General features: G+C 53.7%; 21 protein-coding genes and 1 pseudogene. 14 read left to right on the top strand and 8 right to left on the bottom strand.

Annotation, left to right across the window (positions count from 1 at the left end):
* Positions 1-53: 53 nt before the first annotated feature.
* From AC5YUO_RS26060 to AC5YUO_RS26020, 9 genes are all read left to right on the top strand, one after another.
* Positions 54-701, top strand: a complete 648-nt coding sequence (locus AC5YUO_RS26060) for an acyl-homoserine-lactone synthase (protein ID WP_496156673.1) — start codon at positions 54-56, stop codon at positions 699-701.
* A gap of 4 nt (positions 702-705) precedes the next feature.
* Positions 706-954: a LuxR C-terminal-related transcriptional regulator gene (locus AC5YUO_RS26055; RefSeq protein ID WP_179171775.1), complete on the top strand. Its 249-nt coding sequence runs from the start codon at positions 706-708 to the stop codon at positions 952-954.
* 214 nt (positions 955-1,168) lie between these two features.
* Positions 1,169-2,179, top strand: coding sequence for a methyltransferase (locus tag AC5YUO_RS26050; protein WP_496156672.1), 1,011 nt, complete (start codon positions 1,169-1,171; stop codon positions 2,177-2,179).
* A gap of 20 nt (positions 2,180-2,199) precedes the next feature.
* A complete protein-coding gene (locus AC5YUO_RS26045; protein WP_496156671.1) occupies positions 2,200-3,492 on the top strand; it encodes a glycosyltransferase in 1,293 nt (430 codons plus the stop codon).
* Between the two features lie 18 nt (positions 3,493-3,510).
* Positions 3,511-4,431, top strand: coding sequence for a glycosyltransferase (locus AC5YUO_RS26040; RefSeq protein WP_121593424.1), 921 nt, complete (start codon positions 3,511-3,513; stop codon positions 4,429-4,431).
* A 95-nt stretch (positions 4,432-4,526) separates the two neighbouring features.
* Positions 4,527-5,150, top strand: coding sequence for a class I SAM-dependent methyltransferase (locus AC5YUO_RS26035; protein WP_112403193.1), 624 nt, complete (start codon positions 4,527-4,529; stop codon positions 5,148-5,150).
* A 1,065-nt stretch (positions 5,151-6,215) separates the two neighbouring features.
* Positions 6,216-6,623 carry a galactosyltransferase-related protein gene (locus tag AC5YUO_RS26030; RefSeq protein WP_410489582.1) on the top strand — a complete coding sequence of 136 codons (408 nt, stop codon included), beginning with the start codon at positions 6,216-6,218 and terminating at the stop codon, positions 6,621-6,623.
* An 11-nt stretch (positions 6,624-6,634) separates the two neighbouring features.
* Positions 6,635-7,855 (top strand): NAD-dependent epimerase/dehydratase family protein, encoded by a 1,221-nt coding sequence (locus tag AC5YUO_RS26025; RefSeq protein WP_209159724.1) that lies wholly within the window; start codon positions 6,635-6,637, stop codon positions 7,853-7,855.
* A 67-nt stretch (positions 7,856-7,922) separates the two neighbouring features.
* Positions 7,923-8,969, top strand: coding sequence for a glycosyltransferase family 2 protein (locus tag AC5YUO_RS26020; protein ID WP_496156670.1), 1,047 nt, complete (start codon positions 7,923-7,925; stop codon positions 8,967-8,969).
* A gap of 57 nt (positions 8,970-9,026) precedes the next feature.
* Here the strand turns inward: AC5YUO_RS26020 and AC5YUO_RS26015 are convergent, their stop codons facing one another.
* The 4 genes and pseudogenes from AC5YUO_RS26015 to AC5YUO_RS26000 all read right to left on the bottom strand — a co-directional run.
* Positions 9,027-9,440: a hypothetical protein gene (locus tag AC5YUO_RS26015; protein WP_496156669.1), complete on the bottom strand. Its 414-nt coding sequence runs from the start codon at positions 9,438-9,440 to the stop codon at positions 9,027-9,029.
* 225 nt (positions 9,441-9,665) lie between these two features.
* Entirely contained in the window at positions 9,666-10,412 is a 747-nt protein-coding gene (locus tag AC5YUO_RS26010) for a class I SAM-dependent methyltransferase (protein WP_162993111.1), read from the bottom strand.
* A gap of 263 nt (positions 10,413-10,675) precedes the next feature.
* Positions 10,676-11,932, bottom strand: a complete 1,257-nt coding sequence (locus tag AC5YUO_RS26005) for an MFS transporter (protein WP_496156668.1) — start codon at positions 11,930-11,932, stop codon at positions 10,676-10,678.
* Positions 11,933-12,132: 200 nt separating this feature from the next.
* A pseudogene (locus tag AC5YUO_RS26000) lies at positions 12,133-12,908 on the bottom strand (IS5 family transposase); the annotation flags it as partial.
* A 707-nt stretch (positions 12,909-13,615) separates the two neighbouring features.
* Between AC5YUO_RS26000 and AC5YUO_RS25995 the strand changes: the two are divergent.
* Complete coding sequence (locus tag AC5YUO_RS25995; RefSeq protein WP_496156667.1) at positions 13,616-15,037, top strand: IS4 family transposase; 1,422 nt, start codon at positions 13,616-13,618, stop codon at positions 15,035-15,037.
* Positions 15,038-15,147: 110 nt separating this feature from the next.
* On the opposite strand, the gene AC5YUO_RS25990 is transcribed toward AC5YUO_RS25995, so the two are convergent.
* Positions 15,148-15,501 (bottom strand): hypothetical protein, encoded by a 354-nt coding sequence (locus AC5YUO_RS25990; RefSeq protein WP_121593410.1) that lies wholly within the window; start codon positions 15,499-15,501, stop codon positions 15,148-15,150.
* Positions 15,486-15,662: a hypothetical protein gene (locus tag AC5YUO_RS25985; protein ID WP_162993110.1), complete on the bottom strand. Its 177-nt coding sequence runs from the start codon at positions 15,660-15,662 to the stop codon at positions 15,486-15,488. The genes AC5YUO_RS25990 and AC5YUO_RS25985 overlap by 16 nt, the downstream gene beginning before the upstream one ends.
* Positions 15,663-15,813: 151 nt before the next feature.
* Between AC5YUO_RS25985 and AC5YUO_RS25980 the strand changes: the two genes are divergently transcribed.
* A complete protein-coding gene (locus tag AC5YUO_RS25980; RefSeq protein WP_496156666.1) occupies positions 15,814-16,437 on the top strand; it encodes a plasmid pRiA4b ORF-3 family protein in 624 nt (207 codons plus the stop codon).
* Positions 16,438-17,349: 912 nt separating this feature from the next.
* Here AC5YUO_RS25980 and AC5YUO_RS25975 read toward each other — a convergent pair.
* Both AC5YUO_RS25975 and AC5YUO_RS25970 read right to left on the bottom strand, forming a co-directional pair.
* Positions 17,350-17,634 (bottom strand): hypothetical protein, encoded by a 285-nt coding sequence (locus AC5YUO_RS25975; RefSeq protein WP_099086639.1) that lies wholly within the window; start codon positions 17,632-17,634, stop codon positions 17,350-17,352.
* An 80-nt stretch (positions 17,635-17,714) separates the two neighbouring features.
* Positions 17,715-18,050 (bottom strand): hypothetical protein, encoded by a 336-nt coding sequence (locus AC5YUO_RS25970; RefSeq protein ID WP_496156665.1) that lies wholly within the window; start codon positions 18,048-18,050, stop codon positions 17,715-17,717.
* Positions 18,051-18,475: 425 nt separating this feature from the next.
* Between AC5YUO_RS25970 and AC5YUO_RS25965 the strand changes: the two genes are divergently transcribed.
* The 3 genes from AC5YUO_RS25965 to AC5YUO_RS25955 are packed head-to-tail and all read left to right on the top strand — an operon-like array spanning position 18,476 to position 23,501.
* Positions 18,476-22,003, top strand: coding sequence for an AAA domain-containing protein (locus tag AC5YUO_RS25965; RefSeq protein ID WP_496156664.1), 3,528 nt, complete (start codon positions 18,476-18,478; stop codon positions 22,001-22,003).
* Entirely contained in the window at positions 22,000-22,323 is a 324-nt protein-coding gene (locus AC5YUO_RS25960; protein WP_496156663.1) for a hypothetical protein, read from the top strand. The genes AC5YUO_RS25965 and AC5YUO_RS25960 overlap by 4 nt, the downstream gene beginning before the upstream one ends.
* A gap of 41 nt (positions 22,324-22,364) precedes the next feature.
* Positions 22,365-23,501, top strand: coding sequence for a hypothetical protein (locus AC5YUO_RS25955; RefSeq protein ID WP_496156662.1), 1,137 nt, complete (start codon positions 22,365-22,367; stop codon positions 23,499-23,501).
* Positions 23,502-23,666: the final 165 nt, after the last annotated feature.

Raw genomic sequence — 23,666 nt, 5'->3', positions numbered from 1 at the left:
TTATCAACACGACATGCATGAATATGTTGCGACCGTCTTGGAGGAGCGGTTTGATGATTATTTTCGATTATGCCGACCAGCTCGCGCAAACAAATAAGGAATTGCTTGACCAGCTCTATCGACTTCGAGCCCGATCGTTTCTCGACAGGAGAGGCTGGTCTGTCGTCGTCAACGCCGGGAAAGAAATTGATCGCTTTGACAAGCTAAATCCGCTTTACGTTCTGTCGGTGAGCCAGCAGGGGCAACTTCTCGCATCGCTCAGGCTCCTCCCCACAACAGGTCCTCACATGCTCTCGGACGTTTTTCCCGAGACAATGAGCAGGACACCTCTCATTCGCCATCCGTTGATCTGGGAGAGCTCCCGATTTTGTGTCGACACCAAAGCCGTCACTGCCCACACTGACCACGGACTAAACTATACCACCGGCGAGCTGTTGACAGGCCTGTTTGAAATTGCGCTTGGTGCGGGTGTTCTGAACATCGTGTCGGTTTATGATTTGTTCCTTGAGCGTATTCTCCGCAGGGCGGGATGTCGGTTCGATCGCTTGGGATCGCCTTACGAGTACGACGGCTTACCTACCGTTGCCGGCGTCTTTGACGTGTCTGCCGACTCGATCCGTTCCATTCGGGAAAGATCGGGGATTCGAGGCGATGTCTTTGAAGATTCTTCAGATCCGCCCAAAATCCAGCGGAGAGCTTGAAGAGATGGAACCAGCACCCACTGATATGTCTTCAATGAGTGTTGCAAACGAGCTTGCGACCCTCACGAAAAGAGAAAAAGACGTGCTTCGGCTGATCGTACAGGGGCGGTCTGCCAAGGAAGCAGCTGTGGATCTCGCGGTCAGTAAGAGAACCATTGAGGTCCATCGATACAATGCCATGAAGAAGCTTCGCGCCAAAAATACAGCGCAGATTGCGTTTCGATATGCCTCTCAGCTTTTGGCAAGCAACTGAGGCATGTCTTGCTGTTGAGCCGACGCATGCGTCCCTCCAACGAACTATGAAAGCAGCGGATCTGGCACGAGCGTGCCCTGGCCGGTGATCCTACTTGGCACCTGGCATGCCTGCTGATCGCCAAGCGCGGCTTCCTCCGACTACTTTCAGGACTTGGTCCGAGTGTGTGCAGTGATCGGCATAACCCAAACAAACAGGAACGACGAGGAAGAAAATGAGCGACGCAATTCCAGAAATGACGGTAGGCTCCATTTTCAGGATGGGCGACCAGTTTCATGATTCAGCGCTTCTACATTTCGCCGTCGCCGAACGGCTTTTCGATGACCTTGTTGATCAGACCAGCGCTGCCGAACTTGCAGCACGCCGCGGTTGGCTGCCGGAGAAAAGCGAAATCGTCCTTAACGCGTTGACCGCTTTGGGATTGCTTCGCAAGGCTGGTGAGAGGTTCCAGAATACGCTCTCGTCTGGCTCATTCCTTCGCTCCACATCCACAGAGTTCGTTGGTCCCATTATCGATCATCAACGGCTACAATGGTCCCTTTGGTCAATGATAGGGCAGTCTCTTGTCACACAGCATTCCACCGTGCATCAGCAGGAGAATCGGCTGGCCAGTGACAGCAAGGCCAACGCTGCATTCAATCAGGCGATGATACGGCTCGCAAAGGATAACATTGCCCAGTTGTTGGAGAGCGGCCTGTTTGCAGGTGCCGGACGAGTACTCGATATATGCGGTGGACATGGTGCCTATCTAGCGGAAATAGCCAAACAATACCCGAACGTTACCGGTGAGGTCTGGGATCTGGCGACGACAAGAGAAGTTGCAGAGCAACAGTTCCGCTCGGGTGCCCTGGAGTCCCGCCTCAGTTTCCGCGAAATTGACATACGTAAAACTGATTGGCGGACGGATGAGCAGTGTGATCTGTGCATGCTAAACGACTGCTTGCACTATTTCACCTACGCCGAAATCCAGGTGATCATTGAGGGCGTGGTCTCGCTACTCCGCCCGGGCGGCAAACTTATCATTCTGACGATGACGCTTGATCCCACCGGGACGGCGCCTCCCAGTGCAGCAGGCTTTTCACTTCACATGATGCTGAATACGCGTCACGGCAAACTTCATCCCACTGATTCAATTGTTGAGTTGCTGCGTGGGGTAGGCCTGCAAACGACCGCAACGACGATCGGGGCACTGGCTCGCTACACGATGATCGTCGGCGAAAAATAGATAACCATCAGGAGGCGCCGGTGGAGAAAGTTGCGATCGTTGTGTGCGCAATCGACGGAATGGAAAGCATGGAGACCGGTGTCGGTGTCGTCGTCAACTCATTCATTGAACACTTCTCGGAGGCGGTCGAAGCAGAAGTGTCGGGCACTCAAGTTTCGGTCTCTCTGCATTGTTTTTTTCCTAAAATGCTCGAAGGGGCAACTGGGCTGCGCGAGGACCTATTGGCAATAACAAAGCAGAAATGCGCCGAGACAGGCGGAGGCATCGTCTGCCTCCCCACGTTGTCGGACGCACGCGAGTGGACCAGCATGTGGTTCGGCACTTCGATGAACTCCGTTCTTCAGCAATGGTCTTTCTTGAGCCGCGAAGCAGCAAAGAAGCTGGATGAGCTTTGCGAGCGATACGATCGAGTGGTCGCGGTCCTTCACGACACGCCCTTTGCGGCGACGATGAAATATTTGAAATCTCCTGAACGCCTCTCCTGTGTTTGGGTCCCACACAGCCTGGGCTCGATATTTGACATTGATACGGACAGGTACGAATTCGAAAGGCACGCCATACAAATACACACTTCGCTGCACGGTCGGGTGGGGTACGTCAGCGGGTTTTTCCAAACAGTACTTCGCGAGCAATATGGTGTGTCTCAAGTCGATATGTTGGCCTTCGAACACGTGCTCGACCTGAATTCCTCGCGCTATCAGAAAAAATTCGGTAGCCGATCAGATTTTATCGACCTACTGCCGACAGCTAGTCCCCTCATATTCTCTTGGGGGCGCTGCAAGCCACAAAAGGGATTCGATCTCATTCTCGAGGCAGCTGCAACATTCCTCACCGACCCGGACTTTGATGAGTACCACCTGGCACTACTGATGCCGGACGCGACCGCCGAGCCAGACTATCTCAATCGTGTCAAGGCGTTGGCGGAGGTGCTACCGAAAGACCGAGTCACGATCGGGTGGGAATTTGATCCGGACGCGCCCTATGCTGTCCTGTCAAGCCGTAACCTTAGGTATGTCATTCTGGCTTCGAGATTTGAGGCATTTGGAATCGTTGCGTGTGAGGCAAAAGTCTTCTGCGCCAACAAAGTGAGAATCCTCTTCAGTCCTATCGAACCGTTCATAAGAACGTTCGACGGAATGGAGAATTCCGTTGTGCTACGCAATCTGTCTGCCGGCGCAATTCTCGACGCCCTCCGGGCGGGGAGCGAAAGCGCCACAGCACGAACACACGACACAGAGGACTACTTAACCAGACAGCGGGAAATAATCGGCGCGCTTCTTTGCCCTGGCACAGTCACCACAAGATCCATTTGAACTGAATCGGAGAGCAGAATGCGCATGGATGATCGTTTTGAAGCGTCCGTTATAGTTCCGACCTATAACAGGGCGCAGTTATTGGACTGGACATTGCAGAGCCTTGAGAGGCAAGTGACTCGTCACGCATTTGAAGTCATCGTCGTCGATGACGGGTCATCCGACGACACACAGGCGATCGTGGCGCGACACACCGGTGCGCTTTGTTTACAATATCATTTTCAGGAGGATATCGGCTTTCGCCTTGCGGAGGCGCGCAATACCGGGATCATCGCTGCCAACGGAGACATCTGCATATTCACTGACGCCGGCGTCCTGCCATCCTCTCGTTTCGTTGATGAGCACGTCAATTGTCACAACGAGGACCTTCGGTCCGATGCTGCAGTCGTCGGCTACACCTATGGCTTCCGCGGACAGATGGAGGACTATGCCGATTTCGAGCATCTCGTTGATCCCGATGATGTTACCGCGACCATCCTGCGGTTGGAAACAGTGAGGTCAGGTCACGATATCCGGGACGAGAAATTCTACGCAATTTATGGAGAGGATCTTGCGGTACAGCCTGCACCTTGGGTCGCTTTTTGGGGCTGCAATATTTCCGCAAAACGTTCCGCCCTCATGAAAGTTGGAATGTTTGATCCCAACTACAGAGCCTGGGGTTTTGAAGATCTCGACTTGGGCTATCGTCTTTTTGTTGCCGGAAACCGGTTTTGCTTCCGCCGAGCGGCAACAGCGGTCCATTACCCGCAAGAAAAGGACAATGAACAGTCCGACCGATCGGATGTTGAAAATAAGAAATATTTTCATCGCAAGTTTAGGAACAGGGAATCGAGTCTGATCTCGATGACACCCTATAACCTCCGGCTCAACGGCATGATGCTTGCAGGAATGTATCCGCAGGTCTTCAATGAAACCTTTCTTGAGGCCGCTGGATGGTGAGCACCAAAGTGGCTGTTAAGCCGGGTGCCATCAATCCCTGAGTTTTGACTGCGTTACCGTTGCCTGGTTGGCACGCCCAAGGCCTGGAGGGACAGATGAATATGGAACAGACAACCGCATCGAACCGAAAGAATAACTATCGCGGTCTCGTACCGACGCTATCAGCGGATCACAAGCACCTTGGCGGAAATATCAAGTACGGCGATCCCTTTACATACTGCCCGTCTGTATTGCGGTACGTCGTATCCCGCTTTGCTGTCCGAACCGCCTTGGACGTAGGGAGCGGCACCGGCTATGCGGCAGACTTTCTCTACAGGCAGGGCGTGAGCGTTATCGCAGTGGACGGCCTTGGCGAGAACGTCAGGAACGCAGTTTACCCTACCCTCATGCACGATCTCACGAAATCCGCCGTTCATTGCAACGTTGATCTCGTTTTGTGCCAGGAGGTCGTTGAGCACATTGATGAAGAGCATCTCGACAATGTCCTCTCCAGCCTGTGCTGTGGGAAAATCATAGTCATGACTCACGCACTGCCTGGCCAGCGCGGTCACCACCATGTCAATCTACAGCCGCCGAATTATTGGATAAAGCATCTCGAAGACCGTGGTTGCGGGTTATTGGCCGAAGATACGGATCGTATCCGTCGATGTGCGGAAGTCGATGGTGCATCCTTCATGCGAGATACCGCACTCGTTTTCGCGAACTATGCCCATTACTAACTGGACTGTTAGCCGAACCGGAATGTTTCTTACGCCATCGCACTTTGGTGAAGCGCACTTGGCGTCGTGAGGGCAGACGGACTGTAACTAGGCCTTTTGCGTACAAAGAAGATCTTCGCGGCGCAGTACTCGCTCGGATGTACTGCCAGTACAACCGAATTAGCCGATGGAAGGGCCACTTTATTTGACCATCAGCACTGAAGGGAAGTGATTCAGTTAATCCCCGACGAGGTGCAAGGCGCCAAAGCACTGAGGCACCCATACCGCAATCGGTTTTTGATGACGAACGCAACGAGGATCATTGATATGTTTGCGCAAAATGTTGAGTGCGAATTTGATACTGAGCGGGCGCTGATCAGTTCCACGATCACCCACGCAGATCCCTATCCAAAGTTCATAAATCCGAAACGCTGGCTGGAAAATCGGGAAATCCACGCCAAAGCATTCTCCGCTCTGCATCACAGTTACGAGGTTCCCGAGCATATTAGGTTCCAATTTAACCGAGGTGGACCGGTCGACTATGAGATGTTGTACTCGCTGGTAAGAGGTCCGATCGTCGCCTTTCTGTCCGCTCCAGAATCTCAGCGGAGCGCTTCTATCACGGAGGTCGCCGCGGAGGTCGCCGAAAAATCGACGCAACTTTTTTGCCGACAGTCGTTCGACCGCGCTGACCAGGAACTGAGCGAATTCTCGGATACGTCGGTGTCTATCGCGATAATAATTCCCTTTCGTGCAACAGCAGCGTCAGATGGGCGCCTAGAAAATCTCCGGCTTGCCCTCCAACGACTGGCAGAAGCCAGAGAGCGATTTACCAACCTGACGGTGGCGGTCGTCGAGTCAGACACCATCAGTCGATATGAGGGCGAGGTTACGGCGAGCGGCGCCATCTATCGGTTCCAGAAAGACTCTGGACCTTTCAATAAGTCGGCCGCCATCAACCTTGGATATCGTTCACTCCCTACCAAGCCGCAATTGCTTTGCGTCCTAGACAGCGACGCCTATCTCGATCGGTTTTTCATAGACATTTGCATTACCGGTTCGCTTCTACGCGGCGACTGTGCGTCCATGCCTTTCCGCGACATGTTCTTTATCGACATTCTCGGTTCTTCCCGCCTTCGTTCACAAGGCGTGAAAGGCACGGGCCCACTTACAGGTTATCTTACGAAAAACTCGCCAGGCGGCTGCATTTGGGTAACAAGCGAAATCTTCGAGCGTGTCGGCGGGTTCAACGAAGGCTTCGCAGGATGGGGCGGCGAAGATCGTGATTTCTACAACAAGGTCGCCGGCCTCGTTCCTGTCATTCGCCATCGGGGTGTCTTCCTGCACCTGTTTCACGAGCGGGCGCCGGAGATCCATGCTTGGGCCCGGAACGGTGGTCCCTGGCAAAATAATTATAGCAAGCGAGAAAATCCGGATCAGGAGCTCATACACTCAATATCTCTCCCCGAGCGGCCATCCGCAATTGACGTTTGAAGGAGATCAAAATGAAGGTTGTAGTTACAGGCGGCGATGGGTTCTGCGGCTGGCCAACGTCGCTGCATCTTGCCAACAGAGGACATGAGGTCCTCATCATCGATGATGGCTCGCGTCGGCGAATTGCCGACGATCTCGCAGCGCAGTCGCTTACGCCTATCGCTAGCCTTGAGCACCGCGTTATAACCTGGAACACGGAATTCGCGGGAAACCTACAATTCCAGTCACTGAATATCGCGGAGAACTTCGATGGGCTGAGGTCTGCACTCCGGCAATTCGAACCGGATGCGATCGTTCATCTCGCCGCACAGCGGTCAGCCCCGTATTCAATGGGGGACCAAGTAAATGGTTACTACACAATCTTCAACAACATACTCGCCATTCAGAATGTTTTGCATTTGCTCGCATCCGAGTTTTGGGGCGTACGGCTCGTTCACCTAGGGTCGATCGGCGTTTACGGTTACAGCGATCATCCGGGCGTTATCCCAGAAGGCCTCGTCGACTTTCGCTATGTCGCAGGCAACGAGCGCCCCGCTCGCGTCCGAGCGCGATTCCCGGTCAACCCCGGCTCTCTCTATCATGCGTCAAAGGCTCAGATTGGCGTCTTGCTCGATTATTATCAATCTATGTTCGGCCTCGACGTGGTTGATCTTTACCAAGGCATCGTATGGGGAACGCAAACGGCCGAAACGCAGATGCACGAAAATTTCGTCAACCGCTTCGACTATGACGAATATTACGGAACCGTCGTTAACCGCTTTATGGTGCAGGGAAGTCTCGGCCTCCCGCTTAGCGTCTACGGAAAGGGAAAACAAACCAGGGCCTTTATCCACATTTCTGACACCGTCAAATGCATCGAAACCGCGCTCACTGCCACACGCCGCAACTCACCAGGGGTACAAGTCTATCATCAAACGGCAGAGACGCTTTCCGTCAGCGCCGTTGCAGAAACTGTCGCGCGGTTTACCGGAGCCGAAATCGGCACCATACCCAACCCCCGCGGGGAAGTGGAAGATCACCGATTTGCGGTCGCATCCAACCGGTTTAGAGACCTCGGACTTCGCCCACACACGCTAGCGGACGATTTGCTTCAGGAGATGCAACAGACCGTATTCCGCTACCGCACACGCCTGAATGGTGATGTGATTTCTCCGAGCGTGATTTGGCGACATGCAGACCATCGCTCCAGTGGAAACAGTGGACCCGGCCCCTTTTCCACCGAGAACGCATAACATGCGGCGAGTATTCTCATCAAACAACTCAAGAAAACTGGCACCCCTCCAATGACAGAGGAACATTATGGACTGTAGCGTCATCATTCCACATCGTGACCGCCAATCGGCTCTGGGCGCAACGCTCGCCTCGCTTGAAAAACAAGTCACATCCCGTCGCTTTGAAGTCATTGTCATCGATGACGGCAGTATCGAACAACCGGACGCGATGTTGATGACGCAATACTCGGAGCCTCATTTTGTCTTCGTCAGCCAAGAAAGACGGGGCATCAGCGCGGCAAGAAATACCGGTTGGAGACGGTCATCCGGACGGATCATCATATTTCTCGATTGTGACCAGGTGACGAAGCCGGATTTCGTGGAAAACAGTTGCTTGCCATTTGATGAGTACCCGGACGATATCATTCAATTTGGAGAACGTAATTTCCTGACGGACTCTGCCGATGTCTCTGGAGACGCACCTTGGCACCAACCTTCTCGGCCCGACGAACGCTTCCGGGTGTTTGACCTACTTTCCTGCAATATGAGTTCGATAAGAATGGGTTGGCACCTATGTTACGGGCATAACGTTGCTGTGCGACGCGAAACGCTGATGCGTGTCGGTGGCTTTGATGAGGATTTCACCGGCTGGGGATTGGAAGATTGCGAATTTGCCTTTAGGCTCGTCTCCACTGGTTCCAAGCTCGTTTTCAATCCTGCCATTGCGGCATACCATCAACACCACGAGACACTGGACAAGCAGAGCCGCTTTGAACGCTGGTCGTCCAATCTGCTCGTATTTGAGAATAAGCATCCGTGCTTCGCCGTAAGGCTCCAGCACATTGTAAAAGATTATTTCGATCCTCGCAGTTCCTCGAAAGACTGGACGCGCTGCGTCTTGGCCATGGAATTCGCCGCTCGCACCCAAGCTTTCGGCATTCCAACCAGCAAAGAAAGCCACGTGCTCTTCAATCCATCCCTGTCTCAGGTTATCGAGGCGGGGGAGAGGTTTCCTGACTACAATATTGCCGTGATGATGCCACGCCGGGAATTCATGAAGGCCGTCACGATTCAGATCAATCCCAGCTTTCGAAACGTCCGTTTGCATGTCTATGATGACCGACAAGGTAATTGAATGCCGCAGAATATGAGGGGCGACTGCCTCTTATTTTGGACGCGCAATCCGCAACATTCACTTCACCCGCGGAATGACGGGCGGGTTTAGGAATAGCAAAGCGTATAGCACTGCCGCCCCACCGCCGATACCGAAGCTCGCGATAAAATTCGAAAGCCAAAGATCAGGTTTCGATGTTGATGCAATCCAGTAGACAATAGCAAAGACCACGGCAGGGACCGAACTAACGGCGATCCGGCGACGTACAAGGGGGTGAGAGCTCAGCGCTACGGAGGAAAAGCCTGCAGGCACACCGACCACACATACCGTCGCAAGCTCTGAAAGAACAAATGCTTTTCCGAGAAACGTACCAATGATCGCGAAGATACATATCGCGACTGCGACCGCCACCACGTATATTCCGATCGCCATCGCCACCGCAAATCTAAGCGGGAACTTCTTGGTCGAGTACCTGAACATCATCACCATCATCGGACCTCGTCATACCTGTAACACCACGATCTTACGGTTGTAGGACCTCAACAGTACTTGAGGTCAAGCAAAAATCCTGAATTCGATTGTGCTCGAAAGTGGGGCGGGTCAATCCCGGAACCAATTCGCGAGAAATCGAGGGAACAAGTGAATACGAAACGTTTGTTGCCATGCTCTTTTAAGTCCTTGGGGCAAGGATCGACCCCAAAATCCCGCCGCTAAGCATCAGTCGAAGTTGCGCAATTTGAATTCTAGTTGAGCAATCTGCGCCCGCAGTTCCGCCTCGGTGCTGTTAATATATTGGATGTTTTTTACAAAATTAGCGGGATGAACAAGATCATAAAACGCGCCCGCGCGATCTTCGGCATGAAATCGGAAACTCACCGGACTTCCTTCCCTGGCAAACAACAAAATGTTTTGCCGGTACCACCACTCCACAGCATTGTTTGTCCAGATTTTCGGCCTTATGACGTCGTAGCACTCGTAGCCCGTCGTGCGAAACAGCTCCGCCCAATAGCTCTGCCACCGCTCGTTCAGATGGTTTGTTCCACCTTGGAACGGGATCGCCGCGCTAAAAAGCACGACATCCGACGCTCGACACAAAAGCTCCACGAAGGTTTCTGCAGACGACGGACGTAGGTGCTCAGCAACCTCTAGGGACAAACACAAATCGTATCGCATCGAAACGGCTATACTTGGGTTTTCAAGGTCCTCCGTCTGCAAATCAATCTCAGGCGAGAGAAGGTCTTCTTTTCCGATCCAGGCACCTTCAACCCCTTGCAGAATCTTTGAACCAAGAGAGCCAGCCTCGCGGAGCCACGCACCTCGACCACATCCGATATCGATCACCGACTCAGGTTTGAAGATCTCATACAAAACCGAAAGCACCACCTTCGCTGAGCGAGTCATTCCGTCACGGTGAGCTTCATAGAAACTATCAGGATAAGACACGTCCCTCTCCGAAGCTTTCATCACGAACTCCAGTTCTTGCCCTAAGGCGAAATTGTGCTGGTCCGGTGGCTCAAGGCCACACTCAGTCCTATCTAGCACCGCGCGCCTAAGAGGATAAATTTCGATGCAGCCAGCCATCTACTAGCAAAACAAAACAGCAAATTCCGATAAATATCAAGAATATACTCACGAAATTTATGAACAAAATCAGCTGAAAATAGTAAAATAAGTAAATATACGTAGACACGCCGTCGGGGAGTTGATCTCCCGCATGAAGAGCGCGATCAAATACCCTCGCGCGTCTCGATGTTATCTGCCTCAAGTTGTGGTGGACTTTTGCTTGACTCCGACGCGGCCACAGATTTGAAAAAATCTGTCCAATTAACGGAGACCATCGCTGCCCCAACAAGACATAAGACGCCGGCGACGAGTGGTATCTGGTGCAGGTCCACAACTGACATAGTGTAAGCGAATAGTGTCGCCGCAATCATGGATCCCAGAAACCCTGTTACTGTAATAAGAGAACTTCCGAGGCCGGGTCCACGCACAATCTCCTGAACGTAGCCTATGCTTACACTCAGGATTGCCGAAGCCGCGATCACATGGGTGGATAGCCATAAATAGTAGAGAATTGGAGAGTTGATCAATGGAACCAGAAGCAGGTGGATCGCCTCGATGAGCGCTGCGATCGTTAACACTCTTCGGTTGGTCAGGCGCTTCAAAAGGACGGCCCATCCGAAAATCATCGGAATTTCCAAAAGTGCGATACCACCGCTAGCTAATCCGAGCATGCCCACGCTTTGTGCGTAGGTTTCCGTTATAAGAAGTGGAAAAATCAACCCATAAAGTTTGAGGCAGCCGTCCAGAAGACCTGCTGCCAATAGGGGCGCGATTGTGGTCCGAGATAGTAACCCTTTGATTGTTGTTCCGTCACCATACCGATCGCTACGGATTGGGTTTGCGGAGCCCGATATGAGAAAGAGCAAAATTCCATAACACGCTGCGGAGACGAGAGTGAGCGACACCAATGTCGTGCCCTGCCATAAGAGGAAAGCCGTTAAAGCAGGCGCCATCGTCCATGCTAACGAAGACGACGCCCGGCCAGTTGCAAGGAGGAACGGACGTCGTTCTGCTGCGAGGCTCAATATCTGCTCGCGTAGAATTGCAAAGTTCTGTCCAGGTAGGGTCGCCGGAATTGGAAGGATCAGGATGAACGCGACAGCAAAGAAGTAGTCCGATCGAGAAAGGAAGATGAGGAGAAAGGCCGCCGCGCCCAATGCCGCACTCAATCTGAGGAAAGTCACACGATGTTGCGAATACCTATCAGTCAAAGATCCGATAGAGATTGCGACTAATACGGCGACGCCTGAATTGATAGCGAGCAGGAGCGAGTAAGTTTCAACGTTAAGCCCGAAAGTTTGAAGTGCTAAGAGCGTTTGATATGGGGCAATTGCTGCTGACGCGAATCCAGAAAGAAATATTCCGAGGATCGCCGATCTCGTGGGGGTTTTTTGACGCATGCTGGTGATCGCGGTTACCATCTGACCTCGAGCGAGGATCGCCGATCTCTGCTGAGAGGTGAGCAGACTTTGCGACCATTGTGAGCGGATACCAAATTAATCTACCCTTCGTCGAAGAGCCTGTCCATGAGCCGTGATGCGCGTTTGATCAACGTGCTCTATCTAGCGAACAACGTCAGTGCTTTCTGAGAGAACGCTCTTCGCTTCGGGCCATCAACCCAGGCGACGTGAACAAATTTGAGCCAGTATCTGGCTGTGGCGATATGCACCATGCCGAGGAAGCTGTTTGCCAGTTGGTCATAGCGGGTAGCGATGGCACGGTTGATTTTGAGATGGCCGAACATGCGCTCGATGCGGTTGCGCTGCCTGTAAAGCTTCCGATCATGTTCGATTTCACGCGGCGGTTTGATCGGCCGGGTATGACAGCCTCGATCTTCCGTTGCGCAAGGTTGGCGCGGATGGCGTCTGCATCATAGCCCCTATCGGCAAGCAAAGCATTCGGCGTGCGCTCGGGCAGGTCAATCAGTTCCTCATAGGCCTTGCTGTCTGCTGCTTCGCCAAATGTCAGATGGAAGGCGAGCGGTCGTCCAAGGGCATCAGCCAGGCAGTGAAGCTTACTGGTGAACCCGCCCCGCGAGCGGCCAAGAGCGCGTCGATGAGTCCCCCTTTCCGCCCGCTGCCGAGACGTGGGCGCGGACTGTGGTGCTGTCGATGCTGTAGTGGCCGCTGTCTGCCATGACCTCGGCCAGCGTTACCGCCACGGTCTCCCAGACTCCGGCTTCGCTCCACCTCCGAACCGACGATAGACGGTGTTCCAATTCCCATACTTGGTCGGAACGTCGCGCCAAGGCGCTCCGCATCGGAGCCGCCAAAGGATTCCGTTAATGATAGCTCGGTTCTGCTCGGGACGCCTGCCTCGACTACGGTTCTTAGGTTCGATTGGCAGCAAAACCCTCAAAATCCGCCACTCTGCTTCGGTGAGATCACCCCGGCTCAAACCTGCCTCCAAAAGGCAGCGTTGAATCAACCGATTGGCGCGGCGTCAATCATGCAGATTCAATGGGCGTAGATTTGCGCCAAGATCCACCGCTTCCGTGATACGTTTCTGCGCTTAACTCGAAATTTTGCGAGCATTCGGCGCACCGAAACCGATAAAGTAAAAGATCGTCGAGCGGGCCGTTAGCGGTCAAATCGCAAAACGCTGTCCTACCCTCCATAGGACCAGCGTCAATTCCCTCGATATCACCATCAGCTAACGCCTGCCGCACTGTTCTGACTACCGAAAACAGCTCATACGGCGTCCTGATGCGCACGACCTCGTCAAGATTTTCACAGCTGGAACATGTCATAAGGAATAACTCGGTGTCCACGGAAGCCGCAGCAGGCCGCAAAGTTTAGATAAAAGTTTAGATAAAATTTACGCTAAATGCTAACGGTTTGAACCGATCCGCTCATGCTACGTTTCAGGCAAAGTCCAACCGGGAGCCCGCCTGCGATGATCTGGAATTTTGAAAAGTTCGAAGAGGAACGTCTCGACCTCATTGAGGTCGTAAGCCCACGGTGAAGCTTGCAATTACCCATAAGTAACGGACTCGTTTACGAAAAGCTTTCGCCGAAATCTTGAATCGAAAGAATCACTTGTGATTCTGTGTCGAGCACCTGATTCTTTTAAGGCGGTGCTTTATGTCGGTTCGAGACGATGTGATGGCTGATAGTGACGGCCATTGGAGCAAGCAGGAAATAGACGCGGGGTCTTTCAAGGATGCTCGTCTTGGCCGACGTTGCACAGAACTTTTACGACAGCTTGGAGAGCATATGGGCGGCTCCATTCCTTTCGCCTGCCAGGACTGGGCCAACACAAAAGCCGCTTATCGGTTTTTCTCCAATCCGAACGTTGAGGAAGGTGATATCCTCAACGGGCATTTCGCCGCGACCGCTCAACGCTACGACGCATCCAATGGTCCGATCTTGGTGCTGCAGGATACGACCGAGTTTACCTATCAACGCCGCAATCCGCATGCCGTCGGCTTTACGAAGAGCGTCAACAGTGGCCGCGACAAACAGGAGCGACTGCGCCACCATACGGTCTGCGGGATATTGATGCATTCGAGCCTTGCGGTAACCTTGGATGGGCTACCCTTAGGGTTGGCGGCCGTCAAGTTCTGGAGCCGCGACAAATTCAAGGGCACGGCTCAGCTCAAACGCAAGATCAATCCGACACGTGTTCCGATCGAAACCAAGGAAAGCATCCGTTGGCTTGAAAATCTGCGCCAATCCGTCGGGCTTCTCGGTCAACCGGACCGATGCATTCATGTAGGCGATCGCGAAAGTGATATCTACGAACTCTACTGCCTGACCAAGGAGCTTGGCACGCACTTCATCGTGCGCACCATCGTGGACCGGCTAGCTGGCAACGGGGATCACACGATATCGGCTGAAATGCGCGATGTTGAAAATGTTGGCCGGCATCTCATCGAAGTTCGCGCCGATACCGACGAGGTCACCAAAGTCCACCTGGATATCCGATTCAAACGGATCCGGGTGCTGCCGCCCATCGGCAAGAAGAAACGATATCCTGCTTTAGACCTGACCGTCATCCATGCAGTGGAGCCCAACCCCCCGGCCAGCCGCAAGGGCATCGAGTGGAAGCTACTGACCGATCTGGAGGTGAATAGCTGCGAGGACGCAATCGAAAAAATCAAATGGTATGCAATGCGCTGGAAGATTGAAGTCTTCCATAAGATCCTCAAGTCCGGTTGCCGGGCTGAAGATGCAAGATTACGAACAGCCGATCGACTGGCAAACCTCGTCGCTGTGTTCTGCATCATGAGCTGGAGAGTGCTTTGGTTGACAATGCTCGCGCGCACTGCGCCCGAAACACCGCCAACCGTGGCTCTCACCGAACAGGAAATTGAAATTCTCGATCAAATGGTCAGCAACGCAGGCAACCGGCAAGCGACGCCGGGATCGCTGAACTTTTATCTCACCAAACTCGCTCGTTTGGGTGGTTATCTTGCAAGAACATCAGATCCGCCACCGGGAAATACGGTCGTCTGGCGCGGCCTCAGTCGGCTGACAGACATTCGCCTCGGAACCGAAATGGCAACGACACTCAGATGTGGGTAATTGCAAGACGGTGAAGGCCGTCTTGCGATGACGGCCTGAATAGCCCCGAGATTTGTAGACGCCTTCTTCCCCATTTTTTGAGGCAAGAGGAGTATCATGAGGATTGGATTTCAGCGAGTGGCGCGCGGCATCCAGCCGCGCTGCCTTGGCGCAGCTTTCTCCGTACTCGGCTCGAAGCCGAGAACGAATTCGACCACCGTCGCAGAGGACATTTCGCACGGCATCAGCATCGGCCCCGACCCAATCGATTGATAGAAGTTAAAGCTGACGATATCGGTTCCGCCAAGCTCCTCGCCATAAAGCCAGGTTCGTTTGCCATCCTCCGACCGCTTGACGGTCACGCCCCATGATCGATTACCAAAATTTCCGTCAACATAGCCTTCCGGCAATTTCGCAAGCGCTTCTTCGAACGTCGCCAGGACAGGTGGAGGTGCTTTTCTGCAGGAGGTCAAGGCGCGAGGCATTCGTCACAGATCCCGCAGCCGTCGTCATCCATGCTGGATGCCGGGCGCAACTTTCCACAACACGGACATGTCGTTGCATCCGACGCCCACGTTTCATCGCGATCCGGCGGAAGAATTTCGATGCAGACTTTCGACAGCAGATCGGCCGCGATTTGATCCATGCGATGCTCCTGTTCAGGGTCATCTCAGACATAGTGAGCGTCGAAGGCTGCACAAGCCGCGGATCGCCGCCAGGACGATCCAACTCCAATAAAAGTGCCACGATCGAGCGGCCTTCTTGACGATCTTCTCCCAACCTTGTTCATTCTTCCAATGTTCAAAGCCGCAAACGCTGTGCAGATCAGAGTTTCCATCGACGAGATCGAGCCGGACGTCTGGCGCCGTTTGGTCCTGCCTGCCCATTGGAACCTGGAGCACCTGCATCTCGGAATTCAGGCCGCATTCAACTGGTGGAACTATCATCTCTATGAATTCCGCATCGGTGGTCTGCGGTATGGCGACGTCGAGGCCCTGATGGAGGATGCGACCGATGACGATCCTCGGGTCTTCGATCAGAGAGAGGTTCGCTTGCTGGACTTCGAGCAAGGTGCAGTCTTTAGCTACCACTATGATTTCGGGGATGGCTGGCGGCATACGGTTGTGGTGGAGGAGTTCCTGACGCTCGCGTCAACACCCAAAAACGGTAGCTGCATCGCCGGCGAAAGGGCGCGACCGCCGGAAGATGTTGGTGGTGTGTCAGGTTATGAGCGGTTCCTGGAGATCATCGCCGATCGGGAAGATCCAGAATATGCCGAGACCATTCGTTGGTGCGGCGGCTACTTTGACCCGGAATGGTTCGACCTGGCGGTGGTGGACAAGGATCTCCGCAACGCTCTGCGCTCAAACGTCAAACGGCGTCTGTATCAACCGAAACAGAAAGTCTTACCTAAGAAATGAGTTGAGTAAGGGTTCGAGGTCGAACAAGTTGAAAGGGTCTGAGGCGAAATCCAATAGCTTAACGGACCCTCCATGCCTGAAGAGGCCGTCGATCGGCGATGAAAGAAGGTCCCATTCTGGGGCCGTTATCGGACTGACCGGTATCGGCGGGGAATTCGAGAAAGCTGGACATTACATCCGACAGGCACGCAGTCCGCGCGGCATTTCGCGCAGGTTCAATCGAATACTGCGGTAGAAGTGCAAATCAGCGAGAGCACCTCTCTGAGGTGCCTTATTTGGTGGACTTGCTAGGTTTGAGGGACGGTGTATTCCCTGGTGTGCTTTTGTTATCGCGGCGGCGCTGATCCGGTTTCCCTGTGGATTTCGCTATCGGCTTTGGTCCTGGTTTAAGTGCCATGAATGCTCTCCTTCCTTGATCTACGAAAATAAGCCTGCGCGTACCTTATGACGGGGACTCAGGGCACAGCAATACTATGCAACAGTCCACACTAGTTCTGGCTGAAGTCAAGGCCTAATGGAATATTCATACAGTAGCAACACCCCACGAAAATCGGCCACTAGGCCGGAGGCACTTTGCCTCACTGTCCCTATCAGCGGCGGTGAGGGCGATCGGGTTTTCCGTATGGACGAAGTTTCCGAGCGCCTGCTGTCGGCCAGGATTGGCGTCAGCCTCGGCCGGTGAGTTGGTTGAGGTGCTACCGTCTGTTTCAGGAGCAAAGCCTGCTCCCTGCGCTGTTATTCACAAATTCCCTCAGCGTGAGACCCGTAAGCTCATCAGGAACTTGGCTTGATAGTATCACCGATTGGTAAGCGATGTGTCGATCACACTTGACCAAAAGTACGGTGCTCACCTGTAAGATCAGTGGTGTTCAGCGCCAAGCGACTGAGTGGTCATCGCAGTCAATCTGCAATTCACATACTGTCGATAAAAGGGCGTTGGATTCGAACCCACTCGTCCGGATATGGCTCGTGATCCTGTCGGTGCTCCGTCTGGTACTCGCCCCAGCTCTGAAGCTTCCAGTATTTCGTCATGACATCGAAATAGCTGTGCCCGGTTATTTCGCCTGCCTTCACGGCCCCCTCATTGAGGAGCGCTCTAAAATTGTCTCCCATGGGACCAGCCAGACAAAGACCGGGGAGCAGTTGACCATCTGGCTCAGGATCGAGCCAGATTTCATGAACCAATTCGTTTTTCATCAACGTGTTTTACTTCAAGAACCACCCTCTAGGAAGTGGCGAGTTGGACGCAAAGGGCAGGAGAATTCCACGGCAAAAGCTCATCGATCTGGAAGTCCACGGGTTTGGTCGCCACAATGATCCGCACGCGGTTCGACGGGAAGATCATACGCCACCGCCAGGGCACGCGCGATGGCGGCGATCCGGGCGGCAGACGTACCTTCCTCAAGACGGATGGTGACTAGACCGACGACGATCTCGGCGCGGGAGGCTGCTTTGACCGTCGGTGGCTCCGGCGCAGGCGTCTCGATGACTACGGCGGCGAACTCGGCCGAATCTTCCGGCTCGGCCAGAACCAGCTTGCCCTGTCGCGCCAGTGTTCGCCATGACGCCAGATGATTGGCCTTCAGCCCGCAACGTTCCGCTACTTCGTTCACCGTCACACCCGGCTGCAAACTCTCCGACACACCCCCGTACCTTAACCTCGTCCGGCCATTGGCGATGAGCCTCAGGTCGGCCCCGCCGCGTGGTGAGAACCTCCAACGTGGTCTCCAAGGAGAATCTCCCCTTTGCTCATCCATGGAAACTCGATAACAGATTAGGCACAGCGGACAACGTGGGGCCAGAACACCGGTTACACCGATTGGCGGGCCGCGAGCATACTGTCAGTTTATAATATCCAAATTGCGATAGCGGCCAACCGATGCCGCACTTGCTGGGAGGCGGAAGCCGTTTTCGGCTTGGTCAGCCAGCTTTTAGCGAGCATAACACAAAGTGTTAACGCGTAAATTGCAAAGGTGCGCACTACGACTACGCGGCTGGGCTCCAGCGAGAACAAAGTGCATCTGCTTGAGGCAACAACATGAAAGCCAATCTGTCCGTTCTGAAATACTGGCGCGCCGCAGTGGCCGACAGTGCATCGCGGGATGCTTGCTTGACAACGAAGGCAAGCAAAGAGTTTCAAACGGTCACGTCTGAGGAAGCGCAAACCGGACGACTGTCTCAGGAAACGATCAACGCGCTTTTCAAAGATAAACCGGATACCCTCAAACAGGTCGAAGTGCTGTACAGGCCACTGCACGTTCGCAGGATGCTTGATCGTGGCGCAGTCAAGAACGACGGATTGCCAGCTGAGGTTGCCCCTATTCTGACTGACGCGGCGGTCGATCGAAAAGGCCGCATCATACCCGGCCACACCCGGATCGCTCGCGATATCCTTGACCCTCTTCTTGGTGGTGGATTTTCCATCGGAAACATGCGCGACTTCGACCGCTTTCTTACCATGAGGCCATTTGAAGCCAATCCTGCAGACCCCGCCATGTGGTCTGCATACCAGGCCTATTGGAAAAAGATGTTGGAAGAGGTTGGAGCAAGCTGGCCCCACGGTGACGAAGAATACACGACTATCGACTCTGGTCTGATCTGTCTGGCAACCAATACCTCACAGACCGTTCGCCAGATACTCGCGCTAAGCGATACTCTGATCAAAGAACGGCCGGACGCACCTTTGCTCGCCAATTTTGCAAGGACGAAAATCCGGGAGATCGAGCCCACCATCGGACTGCCCTTCATTCTTCACGATCGACTGGGTCACTCCAATCAGACGTTTCCAGTCGCCGACCAGCAGAGGGAAGTACTGGCGCATCTTGCTCAAGCCGGAACCGGTGAAATCCTTGCCGTGAACGGACCTCCCGGAACCGGAAAGACGACCATGTTGCTGTCGGCAATTGCGGGAGAGTGGATAAAGGCAGCACTTGCCGGTGGCAATCCGCCGCTCATCATCGCGGCTTCAACGAACAATCAAGCTGTCACCAACATCATTGATGCATTCGCGAAAGATTTTGCGAAAGGAGATGGAGTTTTTGGAGGACGATGGCTGCCGGAATTCTTCAGCTTTGGCTTTTTCCTTGCATCCTTCTCAAAAGAAAATGAAGCAACGCGAAAGTACCAGACCGATACATTTTTCAGGCAGAGAGAAACAGCGCCATTCCTCTCAAAAGCAAGGACTGCTTATCTAAACGCCGCAAAACTCGGATTTCCGCACTTGAAACAACCGACCGTTGAAACAGTGGTCAAGCAGCTACGCGCAAACATCGAGCATTACAGCCGGAAGCTCCTCGACGCTGATGAAACCTGGCGCAATCTTGTAAATGCACGCGCCAAGCTCCGCCAAACGCTTGGCGTCGATCCCGACAATGCCATTCAGCGGCTGTTGGCGGGGAAGGTAGAGAGCGAAACCATTGCGGCGGCGGCAAGCGAATTGTTAAAGCTCTGGGATATTTGGCTGGCCAAAGAACCATGGCTCACCTCCGCGCTCAGCTTCCTTCCTTTTGTTGCGCAAAAGCGCGTTATCCGCGCCAGAGTTTTCTTGCGCGAATTGGGCGTTGACGGGACTTTGCTCGACGAGACACGGCTTGAACACATCGAAGCAAATCTCAAAGCCTTCGTCACCAATAAGCAGAACGCGGCGCGTCAAGCTGCTGAAACCTATCACCAGTCGCAACGCGAAATAACGAATTTGCGGGACCACATCAGTGCGTTCCAGGCAATATATAGTGGTATCGGCGGCAAGAAAGCGGATCCTGATATTCTGGACTTCGACCGCCACGCCGATGTGACCATCCGCTTTTCGATGTTTCTACTGGCGACGCATTACTGGGAGGGTCGCTGGCTTCTTGAATTGGAAAAGGTCCTTCCCGCGCTGGAGAAGGTCCGCAAGGATAAAAGAGGTGAAAGCGACCGCGATATGGTTGAGGCGCTTTGGCGGATGCGCATGATGATCACACCCTGCGCAGTTTCGACATTTGCCACCCTGCCCGGCAAGATGACTTGCCGCGACAAGGTTGGACGCAGCTACCAGACTGAATACCTCTACAACTACATCGATCTTCTGATTGTCGATGAGGCAGGACAGGTACTGCCCGAAGTTGCCGGTCCGTCGTTCTCTTTGGCCAAGAGGGCGTTGGTCATTGGAGATACGCAGCAAATCGAACCGATCACATCGCTGACCGCGACTGTCGACGCAGGCAATCTCGCCGAGGCAGGACTGATACCTCATGGGCGCGCGGGAGAAGCCCTGGAGAACTTGGAAGCCGTTGGCATGACATCAAGAACCGGCAGCGTGATGCGCCTGGCTCAATCGGCCTGCCGCTTCCATCCCTACGAAAACCTCGAACGCGGGCTTTATCTTTTCGAACACCGCCGTTGCTACGACGACATTATTCGGTTTTGCAATGAGCTTTGTTACCAGGGAACACTTCAGCCAAAACGTGGTCCATCCGTCGATATGGACATTCCTCCGATGGGCTATCTGCATGTCGACGGAATTGCCCAGGCAGCCGGCGGCAGCCGCTACAACCTGCTCGAAGCACGCATGATTGCCGCATGGATAAAAGCCAATGCCGAAAGTCTGGAGAAACGCTACAAAAAGCCATTAGGTGACATTATTGGCGTGGTAACACCCTTCGGCCGGCAGGTTTCTGAAGTCCGCGCCGTCTGCCGGGAGTTTGGGATCGACGTAAGCAAGGAAACCGGAATCACCGTCGGGACCGTCCATGCCCTTCAGGGTGCCGAGCGGCAGATCGTTATTTTTTCCCCGGTCTATACGAAGCATGCGGACGGCGGATTTATCGACCAGTCTCCCAGTATGTTGAATGTCGCGGTGTCACGCGCCAAGGACGCGTTCCTCGTTTTTGGCGACATGGATGTCTTTGCGGCCGCCGCACCAGCTACGCCCCGCTCACTTCTTGCCCGCTTTCTGTTTGAGCACCCCGAAAACGAGATCGTGTTCGAGCAACAAGCTCGCATCGATCTTTCCAAGGGTTCGCTTGCAGTTGAAATGCTGCGGGACTCCGCTGAGCATGACGCCTTTATGCTTCGCGCGCTGTCAGAGGCAAAACAGCGCGTCGCGATTGTGTCGCCATGGATCAAAATCGGAACGATGGAGCAAGTCGGTCTGATCTCCGCGATCCGCGCGGCTCAAGCCCGCGGCGTTCAGATGAGCGTCTATGCGGATCCGGTTCTTACCCGGGGGAAAGCCAGCAATGCAGATTTATTCGAAGAGGCAGACAATCTTCTCTCCAGTTTTGGAGTTGCTGTTCGCCCCGTAGAACAATTACACAGCAAACTGCTTTGGGTCGATGATGCGCTCCTTGCGGTCGGATCGTTCAACTGGTGCAGCGCCCATCGATCGGGCGACTATGCTCGTCATGAAACCTCCATCGTTTATCGCGGACCCCATCTGGCAAGCGAAATAGCTATTTTGGAAAGCAGCCTTAAAAACCGGGCAGCCCTCTTGAGGCAAATGCAGCTGCGGCACGTATCCGAATACAACCAAGATCACATCAGCAGCAGGTTCGCCGCGAATGTTACTCGAGAGGCAACTCAATGACAAAAATCCAAAAACTTGTCATTTCAGTTGTAATGACCGCGGTCCCCTTAGTTGCGTATGCTGACGCAGTTGATCGCTTCGCTCGATTTGAAGCCGGTGTTCTCGCAGTTGAAGATCGATGCGACGACTATTACTCACTTGTGGACGCGACTATTGGGAGTAATCTGACAAATGAAGAATACGAACGAGCAAAATCGCAGTTGCAGGTATTCCGGCCGCGAATTGCGAAAACACCTGCGTATATGTCGTGCGAGGAAGCTGCAGAGGCCGTCGCTGAAATGGACGTCTTGCCATATCTAAAGGTGTGGGAGCGCCGTTAGGCAATCGGGGTGTCAAAAATTGCCGCGGGGGGCTGGCACAAATGTTCTCTGAACAGTCACGATTTTTTTCCCGTTGGGTCGGCTTGCTTGGTCTTGCAGCCATGCTTTCTCTCATCCCTGGTGGGCGCGCTTCGGCTCAGTCAATTGCCGGTCATTCCATCGGCGAAAATCGGTCGAAGCTGGAAAATGTTACCTGGCAGAATAGCTTCGCCGCATATGTGGATGGAACATTGAATGTCGCAAATGGCGTCAAGGTGTCCATAACATCCGAAAAGTCGACAGAGAAACTGGTGCGCCTGGAGGCCGCATGGGACGGCCGAGGGTTATCTCAACTCGCGTATTTTTCAGACTTTCGGTTCGGTAAAACAACCCTCGCAGCAATCAGGCAGCGCTTCGGCAATCTCGGAATAATGCCAGCAAGTGGTTCGCCCGTAGTGAGCACCTCGGACGGTGGTGTGGCGATTTCGAGTTTTTACGAGGTCGCAGACTCTGCCGTTGTCGCAACCTTCGTGACGACGATAAGTCGCTCGGGTCTCATCGATCTCAAACGCCGGTACGGCGCCGATGCGTATGCTCACATGGCTACTGTGGCTACGCTCCACTCCGTGGCGCTCTCTGATATCAGTTACTTTGAGACCCTTCGCGGGACGACATCGGTGGTTGATGTGGGATATCGTCCGATTGTTTGGCAACCGACGGATAATATGGCTGCAGGACGTAAAAGACAGATATCGCTCGCACGGATCAAACCTGCACAATTGCCTGTTGCGCGCATTTATTCAGGCCCCAGGAACCCACCCGATCTTGGTGGTCCGAGCGCAACGCTTCGAAACTACCAGGACAAGATCACAAGCAGAATGGCCGAAGGTCCCGCTTTTGCCGGTGAACTTGCAGTCATTCAAATCGATTGCGGGGCACGATGTTCAAACGCCTATGTCGGGAACGTACGCACCGGAGAAGTATTCAAGCTGCCCGTGGGGGGCCGAGCCAACCTGGACCTTACCTTGAAATACGAGCTTTCCAGCCGGTTGATGACAGCCCAATGGTCAGACTCTGAATCAGGCGAATGTGTTATCCAGTTTTACGGTTTCGATGACGGCGAATGGATCGAGCTTTTAAAGCACAAAGTCGGCGCATCCGACCAATGCTTGACTTCCCTTTCGCAAAACCTGAGATAGTATATCTCTTGTCTTGCAGCCTGTGAGGGTCAACTCTGTGGACTGGTTTAGAAATGGAAACACAACGAAGCGGTTCAGAATTGTTCATCGATGAGAAGCTACAGCCATGGCTCCCGGATGCGTCCGTTCGCTTCCGATATTTATACCCGGAGGTCGACTTGACCG

The sequence above is a fragment of the Agrobacterium sp. LEGMi-208b genome, assembly GCF_059511785.1.
Note: the sequence above shows the minus strand (reverse complement) of the source record. Positions and strands in the feature narration are given on the sequence as shown.